Raw genomic sequence first — 16,454 nt, 5'->3', positions numbered from 1 at the left:
CGCTCGTCCAGGGGAACGCGCAAATCTATCACGCCTGGGCGGCATTTGATCGCGATTTATAACCGCATGAACTAAAAGGGAATTTTCCACCTGTGCAGGAGTTATCTGCCAGGTTGTCCACAATTCCTGGGGATAAACGGGACCGGAGCCCCGTTTAGCCCCCGGGCGGGCGCCCGGGGGAGGGTGGTGCGCTCAGGCGCCCAGGTCGACGCAGAGGTACTTGATCTCGAGGTATTCCTCGATGCCGTACTTCGAGCCTTCGCGGCCCAGGCCGGACTGCTTGACGCCGCCGAAGGGGCCGACTTCGTTGGAGATCAGGCCGGTATTGATGCCGACGATGCCGTATTCCAGCGCCTCCGATACGCGCCAGATGCGGGCGTAGTCGCGGGTGAAGAAGTAGGCGGCCAGGCCGAAGATGGTGTCGTTGGCCATGCCGATGACTTCTTCCTCGGACTCGAAGCGGAACAGCGGCGCCACCGGGCCGAAGGTTTCCTCGGTCGCGAAGCGCATCGACTGGGTCACGTCGCGCACCACGGTCGGCTCGAAGAACGTGCCGCCCAGCGCGTGCGGCTTGCCGCCGGCGATGACCTTGGCGCCGTGCGCGGTGGCGTCGGCGATGTGTTCCTGCACCTTCTCGATGGCGTTGGTATCGATCAGCGGACCTTGCGTCACGCCGTCCTCGAAGCCGTCGCCGACCTTCATGGCGTTGACCTTGGCCACCAGGCGCTTGGCGATTTCCTCGTACACGCCGGCCTGCACGTAGATGCGGTTGGCGCAGACGCAGGTCTGGCCGGCGTTGCGGTACTTGGAGGCCAGGATGCCGTCGACCGCGCGGTCCAGGTCGGCGTCGTCGAACACGATGAAGGGCGCGTTGCCGCCCAGTTCCAGCGACAGCTTCTTGATGGTGGGGGCGCATTGCTCCATCAGCGTGCGGCCGACTTCGGTCGAGCCGGTGAAGCTCAGCTTGCGCACCACCTCGCTTTCGCACAGCGCCGCGCCGATGTCGCGCGAGCTGCCGGTGATGACGTGGAACACGCCGGCCGGCACGCCGGCTTCCTCGGCCAGCACCGCCAGCGCCAGCGCGGTCAGCGGCGTCTGCTGGGCTGGCTTGACCACCATGGTGCAGCCGGCGGCCAGGGCCGGGCCGACCTTGCGGGTGATCATGGCGGCGGGGAAGTTCCACGGCGTGATGGCGGCGGTAACGCCGATCGGCTGCTTGAGCGCCAGCAGGCGCTGGCCGGCCTTGGGGCTTTGCAGCACGTCGCCGTCGATGCGCTTGGCTTCCTCGGCGAACCACTCCAGGAACGAGGCGGCGTAGGCGATTTCACCGGCGGCCTCGGTCACGGGCTTGCCCTGTTCCGAGGTCATGATGGCGGCCAGGTCCTGCTGGTTCTGCATCATCAACTGGGCCCACTTCAGCAGGATCGCGGCGCGTTCCTTGCCGGTCTTGGCGCTCCAGGCGGGCAGGGCGGCCTGGGCGCTGGCGATGGCCTGCTCGGTCTCCTTGCGGCCCAGCTTGGGCACCGACACGATGGTCTTGCCGGTGGAGGGGTTGTCCACGGGGATCGACGGGCCGTTGCCGGCGGATACCCACTTGCCGTCGATGTAGCAGGCGTCGCGCAGCAGTTCGGGGCGCGACAGGGGATGGGTCAAAGAAGAAGTCATTGCATTAGTCTCCTCAAAGGGAACGCGGCCGCCAAAGCGGACGCGGGCGCGGCGTGCATCCCCGGGCGGAATCCGCCCGGAATGCTCGCCACGCCCGCAATCGTCATGCCTGCCAGCCGAAAAACCGGATGATCGGGTTGCGCGGCCTCAGGCGGCCAGGGCTTCGGCCAGGATGGCCAGCGCGCGGTCGAACTGGGCGTCGGGAATGGTCAAGGGGTACAGGAAGCGCAGGACGTTGCCGTACACACCGCAGCTTAGCAAGATCAGGCCTTGCTCGATGGCGCGGGCCTGCACCTTCTTGACCGCCTCGGCGTCGGGCTTGCCGTTGGCGTCGTTCAGTTCCAGCGCCACCATCGAACCCAGGCCGCGCACGTCGGCGATGCCCGGCACCTTGGCGCGCAGGCCCTCGAGGTGGGCGCGCAGCTTGTCGCCCAGTTGCACCGCGCGTTCGCACAGCTTTTCCTCGGCGATCACGTCCAGCACGGCGTGGGCCGCGGCCACCGCCAGCGGGTTGCCGGCATAAGTGCCGCCCAGGCCGCCCGCCGCCGGGCCGTCCATGACGTCGGCGCGGCCGACCACGCCCGAGATCGGGAAGCCGCCGCCCAGGCTCTTGGCCATGGTGATCAGGTCGGCCTGCACCGAGTGGTGCTCCATGGCGAACAGCTTGCCGGTGCGGCCGAAGCCGGTCTGCACTTCGTCGGCGATCAGCAGGATGCCGTGCTCGTCGCAGAGCTTGCGCAGGGCCACCATCAGTTCGGGCGGGGTGATGTTGAAGCCGCCTTCGCCCTGCACCGGCTCGATGATGATCGCGGCGACGCGCTTGGGATCGATGTCGACCTTGAACAGCAGGTCCAGCGCCTTGAGCGAGTCGGCGACAGTGATCGACTGGGTGCCGTTGGGGAACGGCACGTGGTAGATGTCGCCCGGCATCGGGCCGAACGACAGCTTGTAGGGGGCGACCTTGCCGGTCAGCGCCATGCCCAGCATGGTGCGGCCGTGGAACGAGCCCGAGAAGGCGATGACGCCCGAGCGGCCGGTGGCCGAGCGCGCGATCTTGATGGCGTTTTCAACGGCTTCGACGCCGGTGGTGAAGAAGGCGGACTTCTTCAGGCCGTCGATCGGGGCCAGGCGGTTGATGCGCTCGGCCAGCGAGACGTAGCCTTCGTACGGCACGATCTGGTAGGCCGTGTGGGTGAAGTTGTCGAGCTGGGCGCTGACGGCGGCCTTGACCTTGGGATGCAGGTGGCCGGTGTTCAGCACCGCGATGCCGCCCGCGAAATCGATGTATTCCTTGCCGTTGGCGTCCCACAGCGTGGCGTTCTCGGCGCGCACGGCATAAAAGTCGCACATGACGCCGACGCCGCGCGGCGTGGCCAGGGAACGGCGGGTATTCAAATCCTGATTCTTCATCTCAGCCTCGGATGGCAAGTGGGCGGTAAACCCTTACTTTAATGCTACTATGGCCCCATTGGTGGGAACCACTTTTATAAATCAGGTAGAACCAATTGCGGTCCATCGTTGGAGACTTGCTGTTGCTGCGCCTGGCCGATGCCGCGGGCGGGCCGATGAACAAGCGGCTGTACCACGGTATCCGCGAGGCCATCCTGGATGGTTCCATTGCCGCCGACTCGCGCCTGCCGGCCTCGCGCGACCTGGCGGCCGAACTCGGCATCGCGCGCAACACCGTGGTGCACGTCTACGGCCAGTTGCTGGCCGAAGGCTATACCCGCAGCCTGCAGGGCAACGGCACCTTCGTCAATGCCTCGCAGCCCGACTCCTACCTGGCCAGCGGCCGCCAGTCGCGCCGCGCGCCGGCGCCGCAGCCGCGACCGGCACTGTCGGCGCGGGGCGCGGCCATCGTCGACGGCGTGTCGGCCTCGCCCTACCAATGGGGCGCCTTCATGCCGGGGGTGCCCGACCTGACCGAATTTCCGCACAAGAAGTTCGGGCGCATCTTTTCCGCGCTCTGGCGCAATCCCACCCCTGATCTGCTCACTTATGCCTACGGCGGCGGCCTGCCGGCGCTGCGCGAGGCGCTGGCCCAGCACCTGGCGCTGACGCGCTCGATCGACTGCGACCCAGACCAGATCCTCATCACCGAAGGCTCGCACCAGGCCATCGACCTGGCCACCCGCATCCTGGGCGAAGCGGGCGAGACCGCCTGGGTCGAGGACCCGGGCTACTGGGGCGCGCGCACGGTGCTGCAGGCCAATGGACTGCGCACGGTGCACCTGCCGGTCGACGAGGAAGGCATGCGGCTGCCGGATCCGGATGCCGCGCCCGCCGTGGCGCCGCCGCGCTTCATCTTCGTGACGCCGTCGCACCAGTATCCGCTGGGGCCGGTGATGTCGCTGGCGCGGCGCCGCCAACTGCTGGCGGTGGCGCGCCAGCATGGCAGTTGGATCATCGAGGACGACTACGACAGCGAGTTCCGTTTCTCGGGCCGGCCGATCGCCTCGCTGCTGGGCCTGGAGCCGGACGCGCCGGTGATCTACATGGGCACCTTCAGCAAGACGCTGTATCCGGGCCTGCGGGTCGGCTACCTGGTGCTGCCCAAGACCTTGACCGCCGCCTTCCAGGCGGCCCACGCCGAGCTCTACCGCGAAGGCCATCTGATGACGCACGCGGCGCTGGCCACCTTCATCGCCGAGGGCCACTACGCCGCCCACATCCGCCGCATGCGCATGTTGTATGGCCGGCGCCGCGCCATGCTGGTCAACCTGATCGAACGGCGCCTGGGGCCGGACTGGCTGCACCGCGACGCCAGCCTGGCGGGCCTGCACCTGGTGCTGACTTTGCCGCCCCACATGGACGACCTGCGCGTGGTCGAGGTGGCGCGCCGCAATGGGGTCCTGACGCGCCCGCTGTCGCGCTACTACGTCGGCGCCGAAGGGCGCCGGCCCGGCCTGCTGCTGGGTTATGCCTGTGTGCCCGAACACGACATCGCGCGCAAGTTCGAGGTGCTGCTGGAAAGCCTGGCCGAGGTGGCGCGCACGACGCCGGCCGCGGCGGCGACGGCGGCGCAGCCGGCCTGACGCGGGCGGTCAAGGCTGGCCACGCGGCACGGGCTTTGACGGCCGTTGGCGGGCTGCCGGCGCCTGCCGCCTGAGCGCGGCGATCACCCGGCCTGAGCGCCGTGATCCCCCGGTCGGAGCGCCGCGATCACCCGGCCCGAACGCCTCAACCCGGGCGGTCCTGTCCACCGCCCAGCGCCGCCGCGAAGGCCGCGGCGTTGCGCATGCCCTGGTCCTCGAAGTTGGTGTTGAATACCGCGTGCGCCTGCCCGCTCTGGCGGGCCAGCTCCTGAAAGCGGCGCGCCAGTTCGGCCAGCTCGGCCTCGGAATATTCGTACTGGAAGCGCCCGGACGAGGCGGCGCCGTTGGCGTTCCAGGTGGCCGCGTTGCGCCCGTGCAGGCGCAGCAGTGTCAGGTCGGGGTGGGTGCAGGCCCACACCGCCGGCACGCTGTTGTCGAAGCCCTGGGGCGCGTCCACCACCGTGTGGACCACGCCCAGTTCCCGTTCGAACGCCAGCGTGGCGTCCGTGGCGGCGGCTGATTCGAACCAGCCGCGGTGGCGGAATTCGACCGACAGCAGGTGTTCCGGCAGGCGTCGGACGCATTCAGCCACCAACGCCCGGCCGCGCGCGTCGCGCCGTATCCAGGGCGGGAACTGGAAGTGCACCGCGCCCAGCTTGCCGGCCATGCGCAGGGGTTCCAGCGCCAGCGTGTAGCGGCGCCAGAGCTCGTCGCGCAGGTCGTCGGGCATGGCGTGGTGGTAGATGACGGGCTCGGGCCAGTCGGCCAGCTCGCGGCGGATGTCGGCGGGCAGCGAGGCCAGCGGCGTCTGGTGGCCGGTGAAGAGGCGGTAGGCCTTGATGTTGAAGACGAAATCGTCGGGCGTGCGCTGCGCCCATAGATAGGCGTTGTCGGGGCTGGGCAGCGCGTAGTAGCTGGAATCGACCTCGGCCAGCCCGAAGCGGGTGGCGTAGAAGCGCAGCCGGGATTGGGCGTCGTGCGCCTCGCGCGGGTAGAAGCGGCCGCACGCCAGCAGCGTGGGATCGGTCCAGGAAGCGGTGCCGGCAAGCAGGCGCATGGGGAAAACGGCGGTGGCGGGAGCGGGGGGCGATGCGGTTATGATACCTGGATATATCCCCAGGTATCGGGCCGCGCCGACCGCGCCCGCCGCCGACCATTCCACGCCCCATGTCCGACCAGAATTCCGCCCACCCGTCCAGCCGTCCCGATCCCCTGGCCGACCTCAACCCCGCCCAGCGCGAGGCCGCCGAATTCGGCGTCGGCGGCGCGGGCGACGACGGCCCGCTGCTGGTGATCGCCGGCGCCGGCTCGGGCAAGACCAACACCCTGGCGCACCGCGTCGCCCACCTGATCCTGAACGGCGCCGATCCGCAGCGCATGCTGCTGCTGACCTTCTCGCGCCGCGCCGCCCAGGAAATGGAGCGCCGCGTCGGCAGCGTGCTGCAGCGGGTCATGAACCTGCGCGGCACCCAGCAGGCGCCGTCGCTGCCGTGGGCCGGCACTTTCCACGCCATCGGCGCGCGCCTGCTGCGCGACTGCGCCCAGCGCATCGGCCTGTCCGAAGCCTTCACCATCCATGACCGCGGCGACGCCGAGGACCTGATGGGCATGGTGCGGCACGAGCTCGGCCTGTCCGCCACCAAGTCGCGCTTTCCGCTCAAGGGCACCTGCCTGGCGATCTACTCGCGCGTGGTCAACAGCCAGACGCCGGTGGCCGACGTGCTGCACGCCACCTTCCCGTGGTGCGCGCAATGGGAGGACGAACTCAAGAACCTGTTCCGCGCCTACGTCGCCGCCAAGCAGGACCAGCAGGTGCTCGACTACGACGACCTGCTGCTGTACTGGGCCGAGATGATGGGCGACGCGGCCATCGCCGCCGACGTCGGCGCGCGCTTCGACCACGTGCTGGTGGACGAATACCAGGACACCAACCGGCTGCAGGCCGCCATCCTGCTGGCCATGAAGCCCGACGGCCGCGGCCTGACCGTGGTGGGCGACGACGCCCAGTCGATCTATTCGTTCCGCGCCGCCACGGTGCGCAACATCCTCGACTTTCCGGCGCAGTTCCCGCGGCCGGCGCGGGTCATCACGCTGGACCGCAACTACCGCTCGACCCAACCCATCCTGAACGCCTCCAACGCCGTCATCGGCCTGGCGGCCGAGCGCTATGCCAAGGATCTCTGGAGCGACCGGCCATCGTCGCAGTTGCCCGAGCTGGTCACCGTCAGCGACGAGGCCGGCCAGGCCCGCTGGGTGGCCGACCAGGTGCTGGCGCAGCGCGAGGGCGGCGCCACGCTCAAGTCGCAGGCGGCGCTGTTCCGCACCTCCAGCCACAGCGCGGCGCTGGAACTGGAACTGACCCGGCGCAACATTCCTTTCGTCAAGTTCGGCGGCCTGCGCTTCCTGGAGGCGGCGCACGTCAAGGACCTGCTGTCGCTGCTGCGCTGGGCCGAGAACCCGCGCGGGCGCATGGCGGGGTTCCGCGTGGCGCAACTGCTGCCCGGCATCGGCCCGGCCACCGCCGGCAAGCTGATGGACGCCATGGCGCAATCGGCCGAGCCGCTGCGCGCGCTGCGCGAGTTCAAGCCGGGCGCGGCGGCGCAGGCGGAGTGGGGCGCGTTCGCCGACACCTACGCGGCCCTGGCCGACCCCAACCTGCGCTGGCCGGCCGACGTCGACCTGGCGCTGCGCTGGTACGCCGGCCAGCTCGAACGGCTGTACGACGATGCGCGCGTGCGCAAGACCGACCTGGACCAACTGGTGCGCATCGCCGCCGGCTACCCGTCGCGCGAGCGCTTCCTGACCGAACTGACGCTGGACCCGCCCGACGCCACCAGCGACGAATCCGGCGCGCCCTCGCGCGACGAGGACTACATGATCCTGTCCACCATCCACTCGGCCAAGGGCCAGGAATGGAAGGCAGTCTACGTGCTGAACGTGGTCGACGGCTGTATCCCGTCCGACATGAGCACCGGCACCGCCGAAGAGATCGAGGAAGAAAGGCGCCTCTTGTACGTGGCCATGACGCGCGCCAAGGAACGCCTGCAACTGATCGTGCCGCAGCGCTTCTACGTGCACCAGCAGACCGGCATGGGCGACCGCCACGTCTACGGCTCGCGCACCCGCTACATCACCAACGCCATGCTGCCGCTGTTCGACCACCTGCCCAAGCTGCCCGACCTGCCGGCGCGCGAGGCCAGGGCGCCGCAGGCGCCGAGCGTGGACGTGGCCAAGCGCGTGCGCAACCTGTTCGCGTAGGGCGCGTTCGCCGGGGCTCGAACCCCGCGCGGACGCCGCCGCGCGGCGGCGCCGGTGGGCTATCATCGGCCGATACGCTGCACCCGCAGGGCTCGCATCGCCAAAGGATGTCTATGTCTACCGAAGCAACCGCCGCCGTCGCCGCGCCGCCCCAGGGCGAAGTCGTGGCCTCCATCGCCTATGTGAATGGCCGGCGCGACCACGAGGTGCCCATCGAGGAGGTGGGCAAGCACGTCGATCCCAGGCACGGCATGGTGTGGATCGGCCTGCGCAATCCCAGCCCCGAACGGCTGGCCGACGTCGTCAACCAACTGGGCGCCTGCGACAAGAACCAGGAAGAGATGCTGGAGTCGCACCGCCGGCCCAAGATCATCGACTACGGCAACATGGTGCTGATCGTCGTCATCACCGTCGAGGTCGAGGCCGAGCGGCCCATCTTCGGCGAAACCCAGTTCCTGATCGGCGAGGGCTTTCTGGTCACGGTGCGGCGCGGCGCCACCGCCGGCCACAGCCCCTTGCGCGAACGGCTGGAGTCCTCGCCCGACCTGCTCAAGCGCGGCAGCGACTACGTCGCCTCCGAACTGCTGGACTGGCTGGTGGACCGCTACGTGGTGGCGGCCGGCAAGATCGAGTCGGTGGTCGAGGGCGCCGAGCAGAAGCTGCTGATCCGCGGCGCCAAGGACGCCGACATCCGCAGGCTGTACCGCCAGCGCCGCGACCTCCTGCGCATCCACACCGTGGTGTCGCCTCTCGCCGAGATCTGCCGCCGCCTGGCGCGGGTCGAGATGTCGGCGGTCGATGAACACGCGCGCCCGTATTTCGGCGAGGTGGCCGACCGCGTGCTGCGGGTCGATGAACTGTTCAACTCACTGCGCGAGTCGCTGGCCTTCGCGTTCGAAGCCAGCCTGATGATCGGCCAGGCGGCGCAGAACGACACCACCCGCAAGCTGGCCTCCTGGGCCGCCATCCTGGCGGTGCCCACGGCCATTGCCGGCATCTATGGCATGAACTTCAAGTTCATGCCCGAGCTGGAATCGCCTTTCGGCTATCCGGTCACGCTGGGCGTGATCGCGTCGGTCTGTTCGTTCCTGTACTGGCGTTTCCGCAAGTCGGGCTGGCTGTAGCGCGACGCCCGCCGGGAGCGTGACGGCGGCGACGCACTTTGCCGCGCGGCGCGGGCGCGGCTGTGGCAAACTGCCTGCGTTTTCCCCCCTGGAGCCCGGCCCGTGCGCGGCAATTCTCCCTTTCGCGGCGGCAGCAAGCTGACCGCCCTCGTGGTCGCCTTGATCCTGGCGGCCGCGGGCGCCATCGTCAACTGGCTGCAACCGTCCCGCCACGGCGGCGAGCGTCCGGCCGAACGGCCCGGCGCCAGCGCGCCGGCGGCATCCGGCAGGTCCGGCGCGGCGTCGGCCGGCGGCGTCCCCGCCGGCAGCTACACCCTGACCGGCATGATCGTCAACGTGGCCGACGGCGATACCGTGACGTTGCGCGTGCCCGACGGCCAGCGCCGCATCCGCATGGACAGCATCGACGCGCCCGAGGAGGGCCACGGCGCCGACCAGCCCGGCCAGCCCTACGCCGAGGCCGCGCGCCAGCACCTGGCCAGCCTGGTGGCCGGCAAGACCCTGACCGCCCAGTGCTACCTGAAGGACCAATATGGCCGCGACGTCTGCGCGCTGATCCTGGAAGACGGCCGCTCGGCCAACCGGCTGCAGGTCGAGGCCGGCTACGCCTGGGCCTACACCGCGCGCCAGGGCGAGTACCTGAACGACAAGGCCATGCCCGACCTGCAGCGCCAGGCCAAGGCCGCCGGCCGCGGCCTGTGGGCCGGCAAGGAGCCGATGCAGCCCTGGAAGTGGCGCTACGACTGCTGGCGCCAGCGCCAGTGCGGGTGATTGCCGCGGGCCGGCGCTGCCCGCCGGCGGGGTAATCCGTCCTGGTGTGTGCGTGAAGGCATGTCCGCAAGTTCCCTAGGGGGATGCCAGGGTACTGGGGCGGATGCACCTTTGCTATCCTCTGTCGCACTGAATAGAAGGAAAGGTTTCCATGCGTGCTTTGATGCGGCTCTGGGCGGCGGCCATGATGCTGTTGCTGGCGTTGGCGGGCTGCTCCCGGGAAGGCAGTCCCATCAACAGCCCCTATCCGGCCGGCGCCGAGGGCCAGAACACGCTGTATTCCGCCTTCGTCAAGCGCTCGCCCAAGTACCTCGACCCGGCCAGCTCTTATTCCACCGACGAAACCCCATATACCTACAACATCTATGAGACGCTGTACGGCTATCACTACCTCAAGCGGCCGTATGAACTGATCCCGCGCGCCGCGGCCTCGATCGATCCGCCGGTCTATCTCGACGCGCAAGGCCGCGAACTGCCGGCCGACGCGCCGGGCGAGCAGATCGCCCAGAGCATCTACGACATCAAGATCAAGCCCGGCATGCGTTTCGCGCCGCATCCGGCCTTCGCCCGCAAGACCGACGGCAGCTACGATTACTTCCCGATCGCGCCCGAGGAACTGGCCGACAAATACGCCATTCCCGATTTCCCGCGCACCGGCACCCGCGAACTCACCGCCGACGATTACGTATACGCCTTCCGCCGCCTGGCCAGCCCGCGCGTGGTGTCGCCGATCTATTCGCTGATGGCCGAATACGTCAGCGGCCTCAAGGAATATGGCGATCGCCTGCGCGAGCGCGACAAGGCGCTGCGCCGCGACCTGCCGGGCGGCGCCAGCGCCTCGTGGCTGGACCTGCGCGAGGCCGACGGCTTCACCGGCGTGCAGGCGCTCGACCCGCACACGCTGCGCATCCGCGTCAACGGCAAGTACCCGCAGTTCAAGTACTGGCTGGCCATGACCTTCACCGCGCCCGTGCCCTGGGAGGCCGACCGCTTCTACAACCAGCCCGGCATGGCCGAGCACGACCTGTCGCTCAACACCTGGCCGGTCGGCACCGGTCCCTACATGCTGGCCGAGTCGCAGCAGAACCGCCGCCACGTGCTGGCGCGCAATCCCAACTTCCACGGCGAGCCCTATCCCTGCGAGGGCGAGCCGGGCGATCGCGCCGCCGGCCTGCTGGCCGATTGCGGCAAGCCCACGCCGTTCATCGACCGCGCCGTCTTCAGCGTCGAGAAGGAAGCCATTCCGCTGACCGGCAAGTTCATGCAGGGCTACTACGACCTGCCGCAGATCGAGCGCGGCGAATACGGCGTGGCCATGCTGGTGGCCGCCGGCGACAGCCAGGACAAGGCGCGCAAGTACGCCGAACACGGCATCCGCCTGCCCACCACGGTCGAGACCGCCAACTGGTACATGGGCTTCAACTGGCTCGATCCGGTGGTGGGCAAGGGCGACACGCCCGAGCAGGCCGAGAAGAACCGCAAGCTGCGCCAGGCCATCAGCATCGCCTTCGACTGGGAAGAATACGTGGCGGTGTTCGAGAACAGCCAGGCCTCGGTGGCCTACGGCCCGGTGCCGCCCGGCGTGCTGGGCTACCGCGAACCGCCCGAGGGCGTGAACCCGGTGGTCTACGACCTGGTCGATGGCAAGCCGGTGCGCAAGCCGATCGAGGTGGCGCGCAAGCTGCTGGCCGAGGCCGGCTACCCCGACGGCCGCAATGCCGTCACCGGCGCGCCGCTGGTGCTGTACTACGACTCCATGACGGGCGGCGGTTCCAACCCGCAGTTCGACTGGATGCGGCGGCAGATGGCCAAGCTCGGCGTGCAGATGGACGTGCGCTCGACCGACTACAACCGCTTCCAGGACAAGATGCGGCGCGGGTCGGCGCAGATCTTCCTGTGGGGCTGGAACGCCGACTACCCCGACGCCGAGAACTTCCTGTTCCTGCTGTACGGCCCCAACGCCAAGGCCAAGGGCGGCGGCGAAAACGCCGCCAACTACGATAGCCCCGAATACGACAAGCTGTTCGAGCAGATGAAATTCCTGGACGACGGCCCCGAAAAGGAAGCCCTGATCCAGCGCATGGTCGCCATCGTGCAGCGCGACGCGCCGTGGATGTTCGGCTACTTCCCGATGTCGGGCGGCGCCTACCAGCAGTGGGTCGGCAACGCCAAGCCCACCCAGATGGTGCGCAACACGCTGCAGTACATGAAGATCGACCCGGTCCTGCGCGAACGCAAGATCGACGAGTGGAATTCCCCCATCTGGTGGCCGGTGGGCCTGTTCGCGCTGCTGATCGCGCTGGCGATCTGGCCGTCGTACGTGGCGCTCAAGCGGCGCGAGCGGCAGACCGCCTTCGCCCAGGCTTCCCGCAAGGAGCATCAATCATGATCGGCTACGTCATCCGCCGGCTGCTGTACGGCGTGCTGATTCTGATCGGCGTGAACCTCTTCACCTTCATCCTGTTCTTCGCCGTCAACACGCCCGACGACATGGCGCGCCTGGCCATCGGCGGGCAGCGCATCAGCCAGGACGCCGTCGAGAAATGGAAGGTCGAGCACGGCTACGACAAGCCGCTGTTCTACAACGCCGGGGCCAAGGGCGCGGCGCAACTGACCGACACGGTGTTCTACCAGCGCTCGGTGCCGCTCCTGGCGATGGACTTCGGCGCGTCAGACGGCGGCCGCGACATCGGCCGCGAGATCCAGACCCGCATGGGCCCGAGCCTGGCGCTGGCGGTGCCGACCTTCTTCCTGGGGCTGTTCGCCAGCATCGTGTTTTCATTGACGCTGGTGTATTTCCGCGCCACCCGGCTGGATTTCTGGGGCGTGGTGCTGTGCGTGATTTTGCTGTCGATCTCCAGCCTGTTCTACATCATCGCCGGCCAGTGGATGTTCGCCAAGCTGCTGCGGCTGGTGCCGTTCTCCGGCTTCGAGGGCGGGCTGGACATGGTCAAGTTCCTGGCCCTGCCGGTGCTGGTGGCGATCGTCTCGCGCCTGGGGCCCGAGGCGCGCTTCTACCGCACCCTGTTCCTGGAGGAGATCGGCAAGGACTACGTGCGCACCGCCCGCGCCAAGGGGTTGGCCGAGCGCGTGGTGCTGCTGCGCCACGTGCTGCGCAATGCCATGCTGCCGATCCTGACCAGCACCGTCGCCGCCTTGCCGCTGCTGTTCATGGGCAGCCTGATCGCCGAGTCGTTCTTCGGCATCCCGGGCCTGGGCAGCTACACCATCGACGCCATCAACGCGCAGGATTTCTCCATCGTGCGCGCCATGGTGTTCCTGGGGGCGTCGCTGTACATCGTGGGGCTGATCCTGGCCGACATTTCCTACACGCTGGCTGACCCCCGCGTCCGTTTCGAGTAGCCGCCATGCCCAAGTTCGTATTCCTCTGGACCGACATTGCGCTGTGGCTCATGGTGCTGGGCGCGCTGGCCTATGCCTGGCACGTGCGGCGCAGCCCGAACCTGCGCGCGACCTGGGCGCGGGTGGCGCGCGACACGCCGGCGATGTGCTCGGCCGTGGTGCTGGCGGCGTTCGCGCTGGTCGGCCTGCTCGATTCCGTCCACTACCGGCCGCAGTTGCCGCCCGCGCCGGGCGCGGCGGCCGACGCCGCCCCGGTCTACGCGCCGGCGGTCAAGTCGGCGCTGGACGGCCTGCTGGGCGGCAGCGTGCTGACCCAGCCCGAGAAGACCTATTCCAGCCCGCTGGCGGTGCGCCAGTTCACCAAGGAGACCCTGCTGGTCGACGACAAGCCGGTGCGCGACTTCCCGCGGCTGCGGGCGGCCGGCACGCATCTGGCCGATCCTGATCGTGACCACCTTGGCGACGTCTCTTACCGCCTCGGCCTGGGGCTCGCGGCGGGGCTGGCCGTGTCGTTGGTCGGCGCCGGCCTGCTGTTCGCCTGCCTGGCGCGGCGCGGCGGCGCATCGGCCGCGGCAGAGGCTCTTCTGGGCGGGCGCGCCGAGGTGCCGTGGCGCGCCATGGCCATCACCTTCACCCTGCTGTGCCTGGTGGCGGGGGCGCTGGCCGGGCTGTCCAGCGGCTACCACGCCCTGGGCACCGACCGCATCGGCAACGACGTGCTGTGGCAGGCGCTCAAGAGCATCCGCACCGCGCTCGTCATCGGCAGCCTGACCACGCTCGCCATGCTGCCTCCGGCCATCATCTTCGGCATCGCGGCCGGCTATTTCAAGGGCAGGGTGGACGACGCCATCCAGTATCTCTACACCACCATCACCTCGATCCCGGGCGTGCTGCTGGTGGCCGCCTGCGCCTTGATGATGCAGGTCTATATCGACAACCACGCCGACCTGTTCGACACCTCGGCGGCGCGCGCCGACCTGCGCCTGTTCCTGTTGTGCATGATCCTCGGCTTCACCGGCTGGGCCGGCCTGTGCCGCCTGCTGCGCGCCGAGACCCTCAAGCTGCGCGAGCTGGAATACGTGCAGGCCGCGCGCGCCTTCGGCGTATCGCACTGGCGCATCATGACGCGCCACCTGCTGCCCAACGTCGCCCACCTGGTGCTGATCACCGTGGTGCTGGAATTCTCCGGGCTGGTGCTGTACGAGGCGGTGCTGTCGTACCTGGGCATCGGCGTCGATCCCAGCATGAATTCGTTCGGCTCGATGATCGATGGCGCCCGCCTCGAAATGTCGCGCGATCCCATGATCTGGTGGAACCTGATGACCGCGTTTCTCTTCATGCTGGCGCTGGTGCTGGCCGCCAACCTGTTCGCCGATGCCGTGCGCGACGCCTTCGACCCGCGCACCCGCCGCTACAAGCCGGGCCGCGTGCCCGGCATGGGCTGGTTCGGCCGCCGTCCGGGCGCCGCGCTGGCGGCCGATGCCCGCGCGGCCAAGCCGGGAGACACGCCATGAGCCAGGATCTCCGCCAGGACTCGCCCTTGCTGGCCGTGCAGGGCCTGGACGTGGACATTGCCGGCGACAGCGGCATCACGCACGCGGTCAAGCGCCTGCAACTGGCGATTTCGCAGCGCGAGACTTTCGCCCTGGTGGGCGAGTCCGGCTGCGGCAAGAGCATGACGGCGCTCGCGCTGCTGCGCCTGCTGCCGGATGCCGGGCGCATCGTCGGCGGCCAGATCGACCTGGATGGCGAAGACCTCAACCGCCTGCCCGAAAGCGCCATGCGCGGCGTGCGCGGCGGCCGCATCGGCATCATCTTCCAGGAACCGTCCACCAGCCTGAACCCGGTCATGCGGGTCGGCGACCAGATCATCGAGACGCTGGTGGCGCACACGCCGCTGCGCGGCGCCGCGGCGCGCGCCCGCGCCATCGACTGGCTGCGGCGGGTCGGCATTCCCGAGCCCGAGCGGCGTGTGGACGATTACCCGTTCCAGTTCTCCGGCGGCCAGAAGCAGCGCGTCATGATCGCCATCGCGCTGGCGGCGGAACCCTTGCTGCTGATCGCCGACGAACCCACCACCGCGCTCGACGTCACGGTGCAGGCGCAGGTGCTGGACCTGCTGGCCGACATCCAGCGCGAGATCGGCATGGCGGTGCTGCTCATCACCCATGACCTGGCGGTGGTGCGCAACGTCGCCCACCACGTGGCCCTGATGCGCGGCGGCGAGATCGTCGAAAGCGCCAGCGCCGAGGAATTCTTCCGCGCGCCCAAGCACCCGTACGCGCGTCAGTTGTTCGACGCCATTCCCACTTTCGAGAAGCGCGGCGCGCCGCTGAGCGAGGCCGGTCGCGCCGCCCAGGGCGTGGAAGGCGCCAGGCGCCGGCCGCGCGAGCCCGGCGTGGTGCTGGACGTGCAGGACCTGAAGGTGCACTACCCGGTGCGCAAGGGCCCCCTGCGGCGGGTGGCGGCGTGGGTCAAGGCCGTCGACGGCGTGACCTTCAGCCTGCGCGCGGGCGAAACCCTGGCGCTGTTGGGCGAATCCGGTTGCGGCAAGACCACCACCGGCAAGGCGCTGCTGCGCCTGATCGACGGCGCCCGCATTTCGGGGCGCGCGATGCTGCAGGGGCAGGATCTGCTGACCGCCGACCGGGCCCGGCTGCAGCGCCTGCGGCAGGACATCCAGATCGTGTTCCAGGATCCGTACGCCTCGCTCGACCCGCGCATGCGGGTCGGCGACATTCTCGACGAGGGCCTGGAATCGCTGCGCCGCGGCATGGGCGCGCAGGAGCGCCGCGACCGCGCCGTCCGGCTGGTCGAGCGCGTCGGCCTGCCGGCCAACACGCTGGCGCGCTATCCGCACGAGTTCTCGGGCGGCCAGCGCCAGCGCATCGCCATTGCGCGCGCGTTGGCGGTCGAGCCCAAGGTGCTGATCTGCGACGAGCCGACCTCGGCGCTGGACGTATCGGTGCAGGCGCAGATCCTGGACCTGCTGCGCGAGTTGCAGGACGAGCTCGGCATCGCCTACCTGTTCATCACGCACAACTTCGGCGTGGTCGAGTACCTGGCGGATCGCATCGCGGTGATGGACGGCGGCCGCATCGTCGAACTGGGCGAGGCCGACGCGGTGCTGCACGCGCCGCGCCAGGACATGACGCGCCGGCTGCTCGACGCGGTGCCGCGGCTGCAATTCGGCGCGCCCCAATGAAAACCGCGCCCCGATCCTGTGGCGGATCGGGGC

11 protein-coding genes are annotated in these 16,454 nt (G+C 69.2%); 8 read left to right on the top strand and 3 right to left on the bottom strand.

What is annotated here, in order from left to right; genetic code table 11:
- Positions 1-192 precede the first annotated feature (192 nt).
- Together ACUDCK_RS19500 and gabT are read right to left on the bottom strand one after the other, a co-directional pair.
- Complete coding sequence (locus ACUDCK_RS19500; protein ID WP_054503045.1) at positions 193-1,665, bottom strand: NAD-dependent succinate-semialdehyde dehydrogenase; 1,473 nt, start codon at positions 1,663-1,665, stop codon at positions 193-195.
- Between the two features lie 147 nt (positions 1,666-1,812).
- Positions 1,813-3,075 carry a 4-aminobutyrate--2-oxoglutarate transaminase gene (gene gabT / locus ACUDCK_RS19495; protein ID WP_054503044.1) on the bottom strand — a complete coding sequence of 421 codons (1,263 nt, stop codon included), beginning with the start codon at positions 3,073-3,075 and terminating at the stop codon, positions 1,813-1,815.
- A 95-nt stretch (positions 3,076-3,170) separates the two neighbouring features.
- Between gabT and pdxR the strand changes: the two genes are divergently transcribed.
- Positions 3,171-4,700, top strand: a complete 1,530-nt coding sequence (pdxR, locus tag ACUDCK_RS19490) for a MocR-like pyridoxine biosynthesis transcription factor PdxR (RefSeq protein WP_367646396.1) — start codon at positions 3,171-3,173, stop codon at positions 4,698-4,700.
- A 145-nt stretch (positions 4,701-4,845) separates the two neighbouring features.
- Here pdxR and ACUDCK_RS19485 read toward each other — a convergent pair whose 3' ends face one another.
- Positions 4,846-5,757, bottom strand: a complete 912-nt coding sequence (locus tag ACUDCK_RS19485) for a DUF72 domain-containing protein (RefSeq protein ID WP_064524277.1) — start codon at positions 5,755-5,757, stop codon at positions 4,846-4,848.
- A 110-nt stretch (positions 5,758-5,867) separates the two neighbouring features.
- Here ACUDCK_RS19485 and ACUDCK_RS19480 point away from each other — a divergent pair, with 110 nt between their 5' ends.
- The 7 genes from ACUDCK_RS19480 to ACUDCK_RS19450 all read left to right on the top strand — a co-directional run bounded on the left by ACUDCK_RS19480 (position 5,868) and on the right by ACUDCK_RS19450 (position 16,421).
- Positions 5,868-7,958 (top strand): ATP-dependent helicase, encoded by a 2,091-nt coding sequence (locus ACUDCK_RS19480; protein ID WP_116791883.1) that lies wholly within the window; start codon positions 5,868-5,870, stop codon positions 7,956-7,958.
- Positions 7,959-8,071: 113 nt separating this feature from the next.
- Positions 8,072-9,082 carry a magnesium and cobalt transport protein CorA gene (locus ACUDCK_RS19475; RefSeq protein ID WP_162876625.1) on the top strand — a complete coding sequence of 337 codons (1,011 nt, stop codon included), beginning with the start codon at positions 8,072-8,074 and terminating at the stop codon, positions 9,080-9,082.
- A gap of 102 nt (positions 9,083-9,184) precedes the next feature.
- Positions 9,185-9,853, top strand: a complete 669-nt coding sequence (locus tag ACUDCK_RS19470) for a thermonuclease family protein (protein ID WP_116791881.1) — start codon at positions 9,185-9,187, stop codon at positions 9,851-9,853.
- A 151-nt stretch (positions 9,854-10,004) separates the two neighbouring features.
- A complete protein-coding gene (locus tag ACUDCK_RS19465; protein WP_116791880.1) occupies positions 10,005-12,242 on the top strand; it encodes an ABC transporter substrate-binding protein in 2,238 nt (745 codons plus the stop codon).
- Positions 12,239-13,216 carry an ABC transporter permease gene (locus ACUDCK_RS19460; RefSeq protein WP_054503038.1) on the top strand — a complete coding sequence of 326 codons (978 nt, stop codon included), beginning with the start codon at positions 12,239-12,241 and terminating at the stop codon, positions 13,214-13,216. The genes ACUDCK_RS19465 and ACUDCK_RS19460 overlap by 4 nt, the downstream gene beginning before the upstream one ends.
- A gap of 5 nt (positions 13,217-13,221) precedes the next feature.
- Complete coding sequence (locus tag ACUDCK_RS19455; protein ID WP_049072993.1) at positions 13,222-14,730, top strand: ABC transporter permease; 1,509 nt, start codon at positions 13,222-13,224, stop codon at positions 14,728-14,730.
- Entirely contained in the window at positions 14,727-16,421 is a 1,695-nt protein-coding gene (locus tag ACUDCK_RS19450; RefSeq protein WP_175166635.1) for an ABC transporter ATP-binding protein, read from the top strand. Before ACUDCK_RS19455 ends, ACUDCK_RS19450 begins: the two co-directional genes overlap by 4 nt.
- Positions 16,422-16,454 lie beyond the last annotated feature (33 nt).

It is taken from the genome of Achromobacter sp. CF-sbj1-Ac2-l (assembly GCF_052698165.1).
This window is presented reverse-complemented; position numbering and strand designations above follow the sequence as displayed.

What these genes read in the sequence shown, in the direction of transcription:
- ACUDCK_RS19500 (WP_054503045.1), bottom strand. Translation starts at nt 1,665, where the DNA reads ATGACTTCTTCTTTGACCCATCCCCTGTCGCGCCCCGAACTGCTGCGC.
- gabT (WP_054503044.1), bottom strand. Translation starts at nt 3,075, where the DNA reads ATGAAGAATCAGGATTTGAATACCCGCCGTTCCCTGGCCACGCCGCGC.
- ACUDCK_RS19485 (WP_064524277.1), bottom strand. Translation starts at nt 5,757, where the DNA reads ATGCGCCTGCTTGCCGGCACCGCTTCCTGGACCGATCCCACGCTGCTG.
- ACUDCK_RS19480 (WP_116791883.1), top strand. Translation starts at nt 5,868, where the DNA reads ATGTCCGACCAGAATTCCGCCCACCCGTCCAGCCGTCCCGATCCCCTG.
- ACUDCK_RS19475 (WP_162876625.1), top strand. Translation starts at nt 8,072, where the DNA reads ATGTCTACCGAAGCAACCGCCGCCGTCGCCGCGCCGCCCCAGGGCGAA.
- ACUDCK_RS19465 (WP_116791880.1), top strand. Translation starts at nt 10,005, where the DNA reads ATGCGTGCTTTGATGCGGCTCTGGGCGGCGGCCATGATGCTGTTGCTG.
- ACUDCK_RS19460 (WP_054503038.1), top strand. Translation starts at nt 12,239, where the DNA reads ATGATCGGCTACGTCATCCGCCGGCTGCTGTACGGCGTGCTGATTCTG.
- ACUDCK_RS19455 (WP_049072993.1), top strand. Translation starts at nt 13,222, where the DNA reads ATGCCCAAGTTCGTATTCCTCTGGACCGACATTGCGCTGTGGCTCATG.
- ACUDCK_RS19450 (WP_175166635.1), top strand. Translation starts at nt 14,727, where the DNA reads ATGAGCCAGGATCTCCGCCAGGACTCGCCCTTGCTGGCCGTGCAGGGC.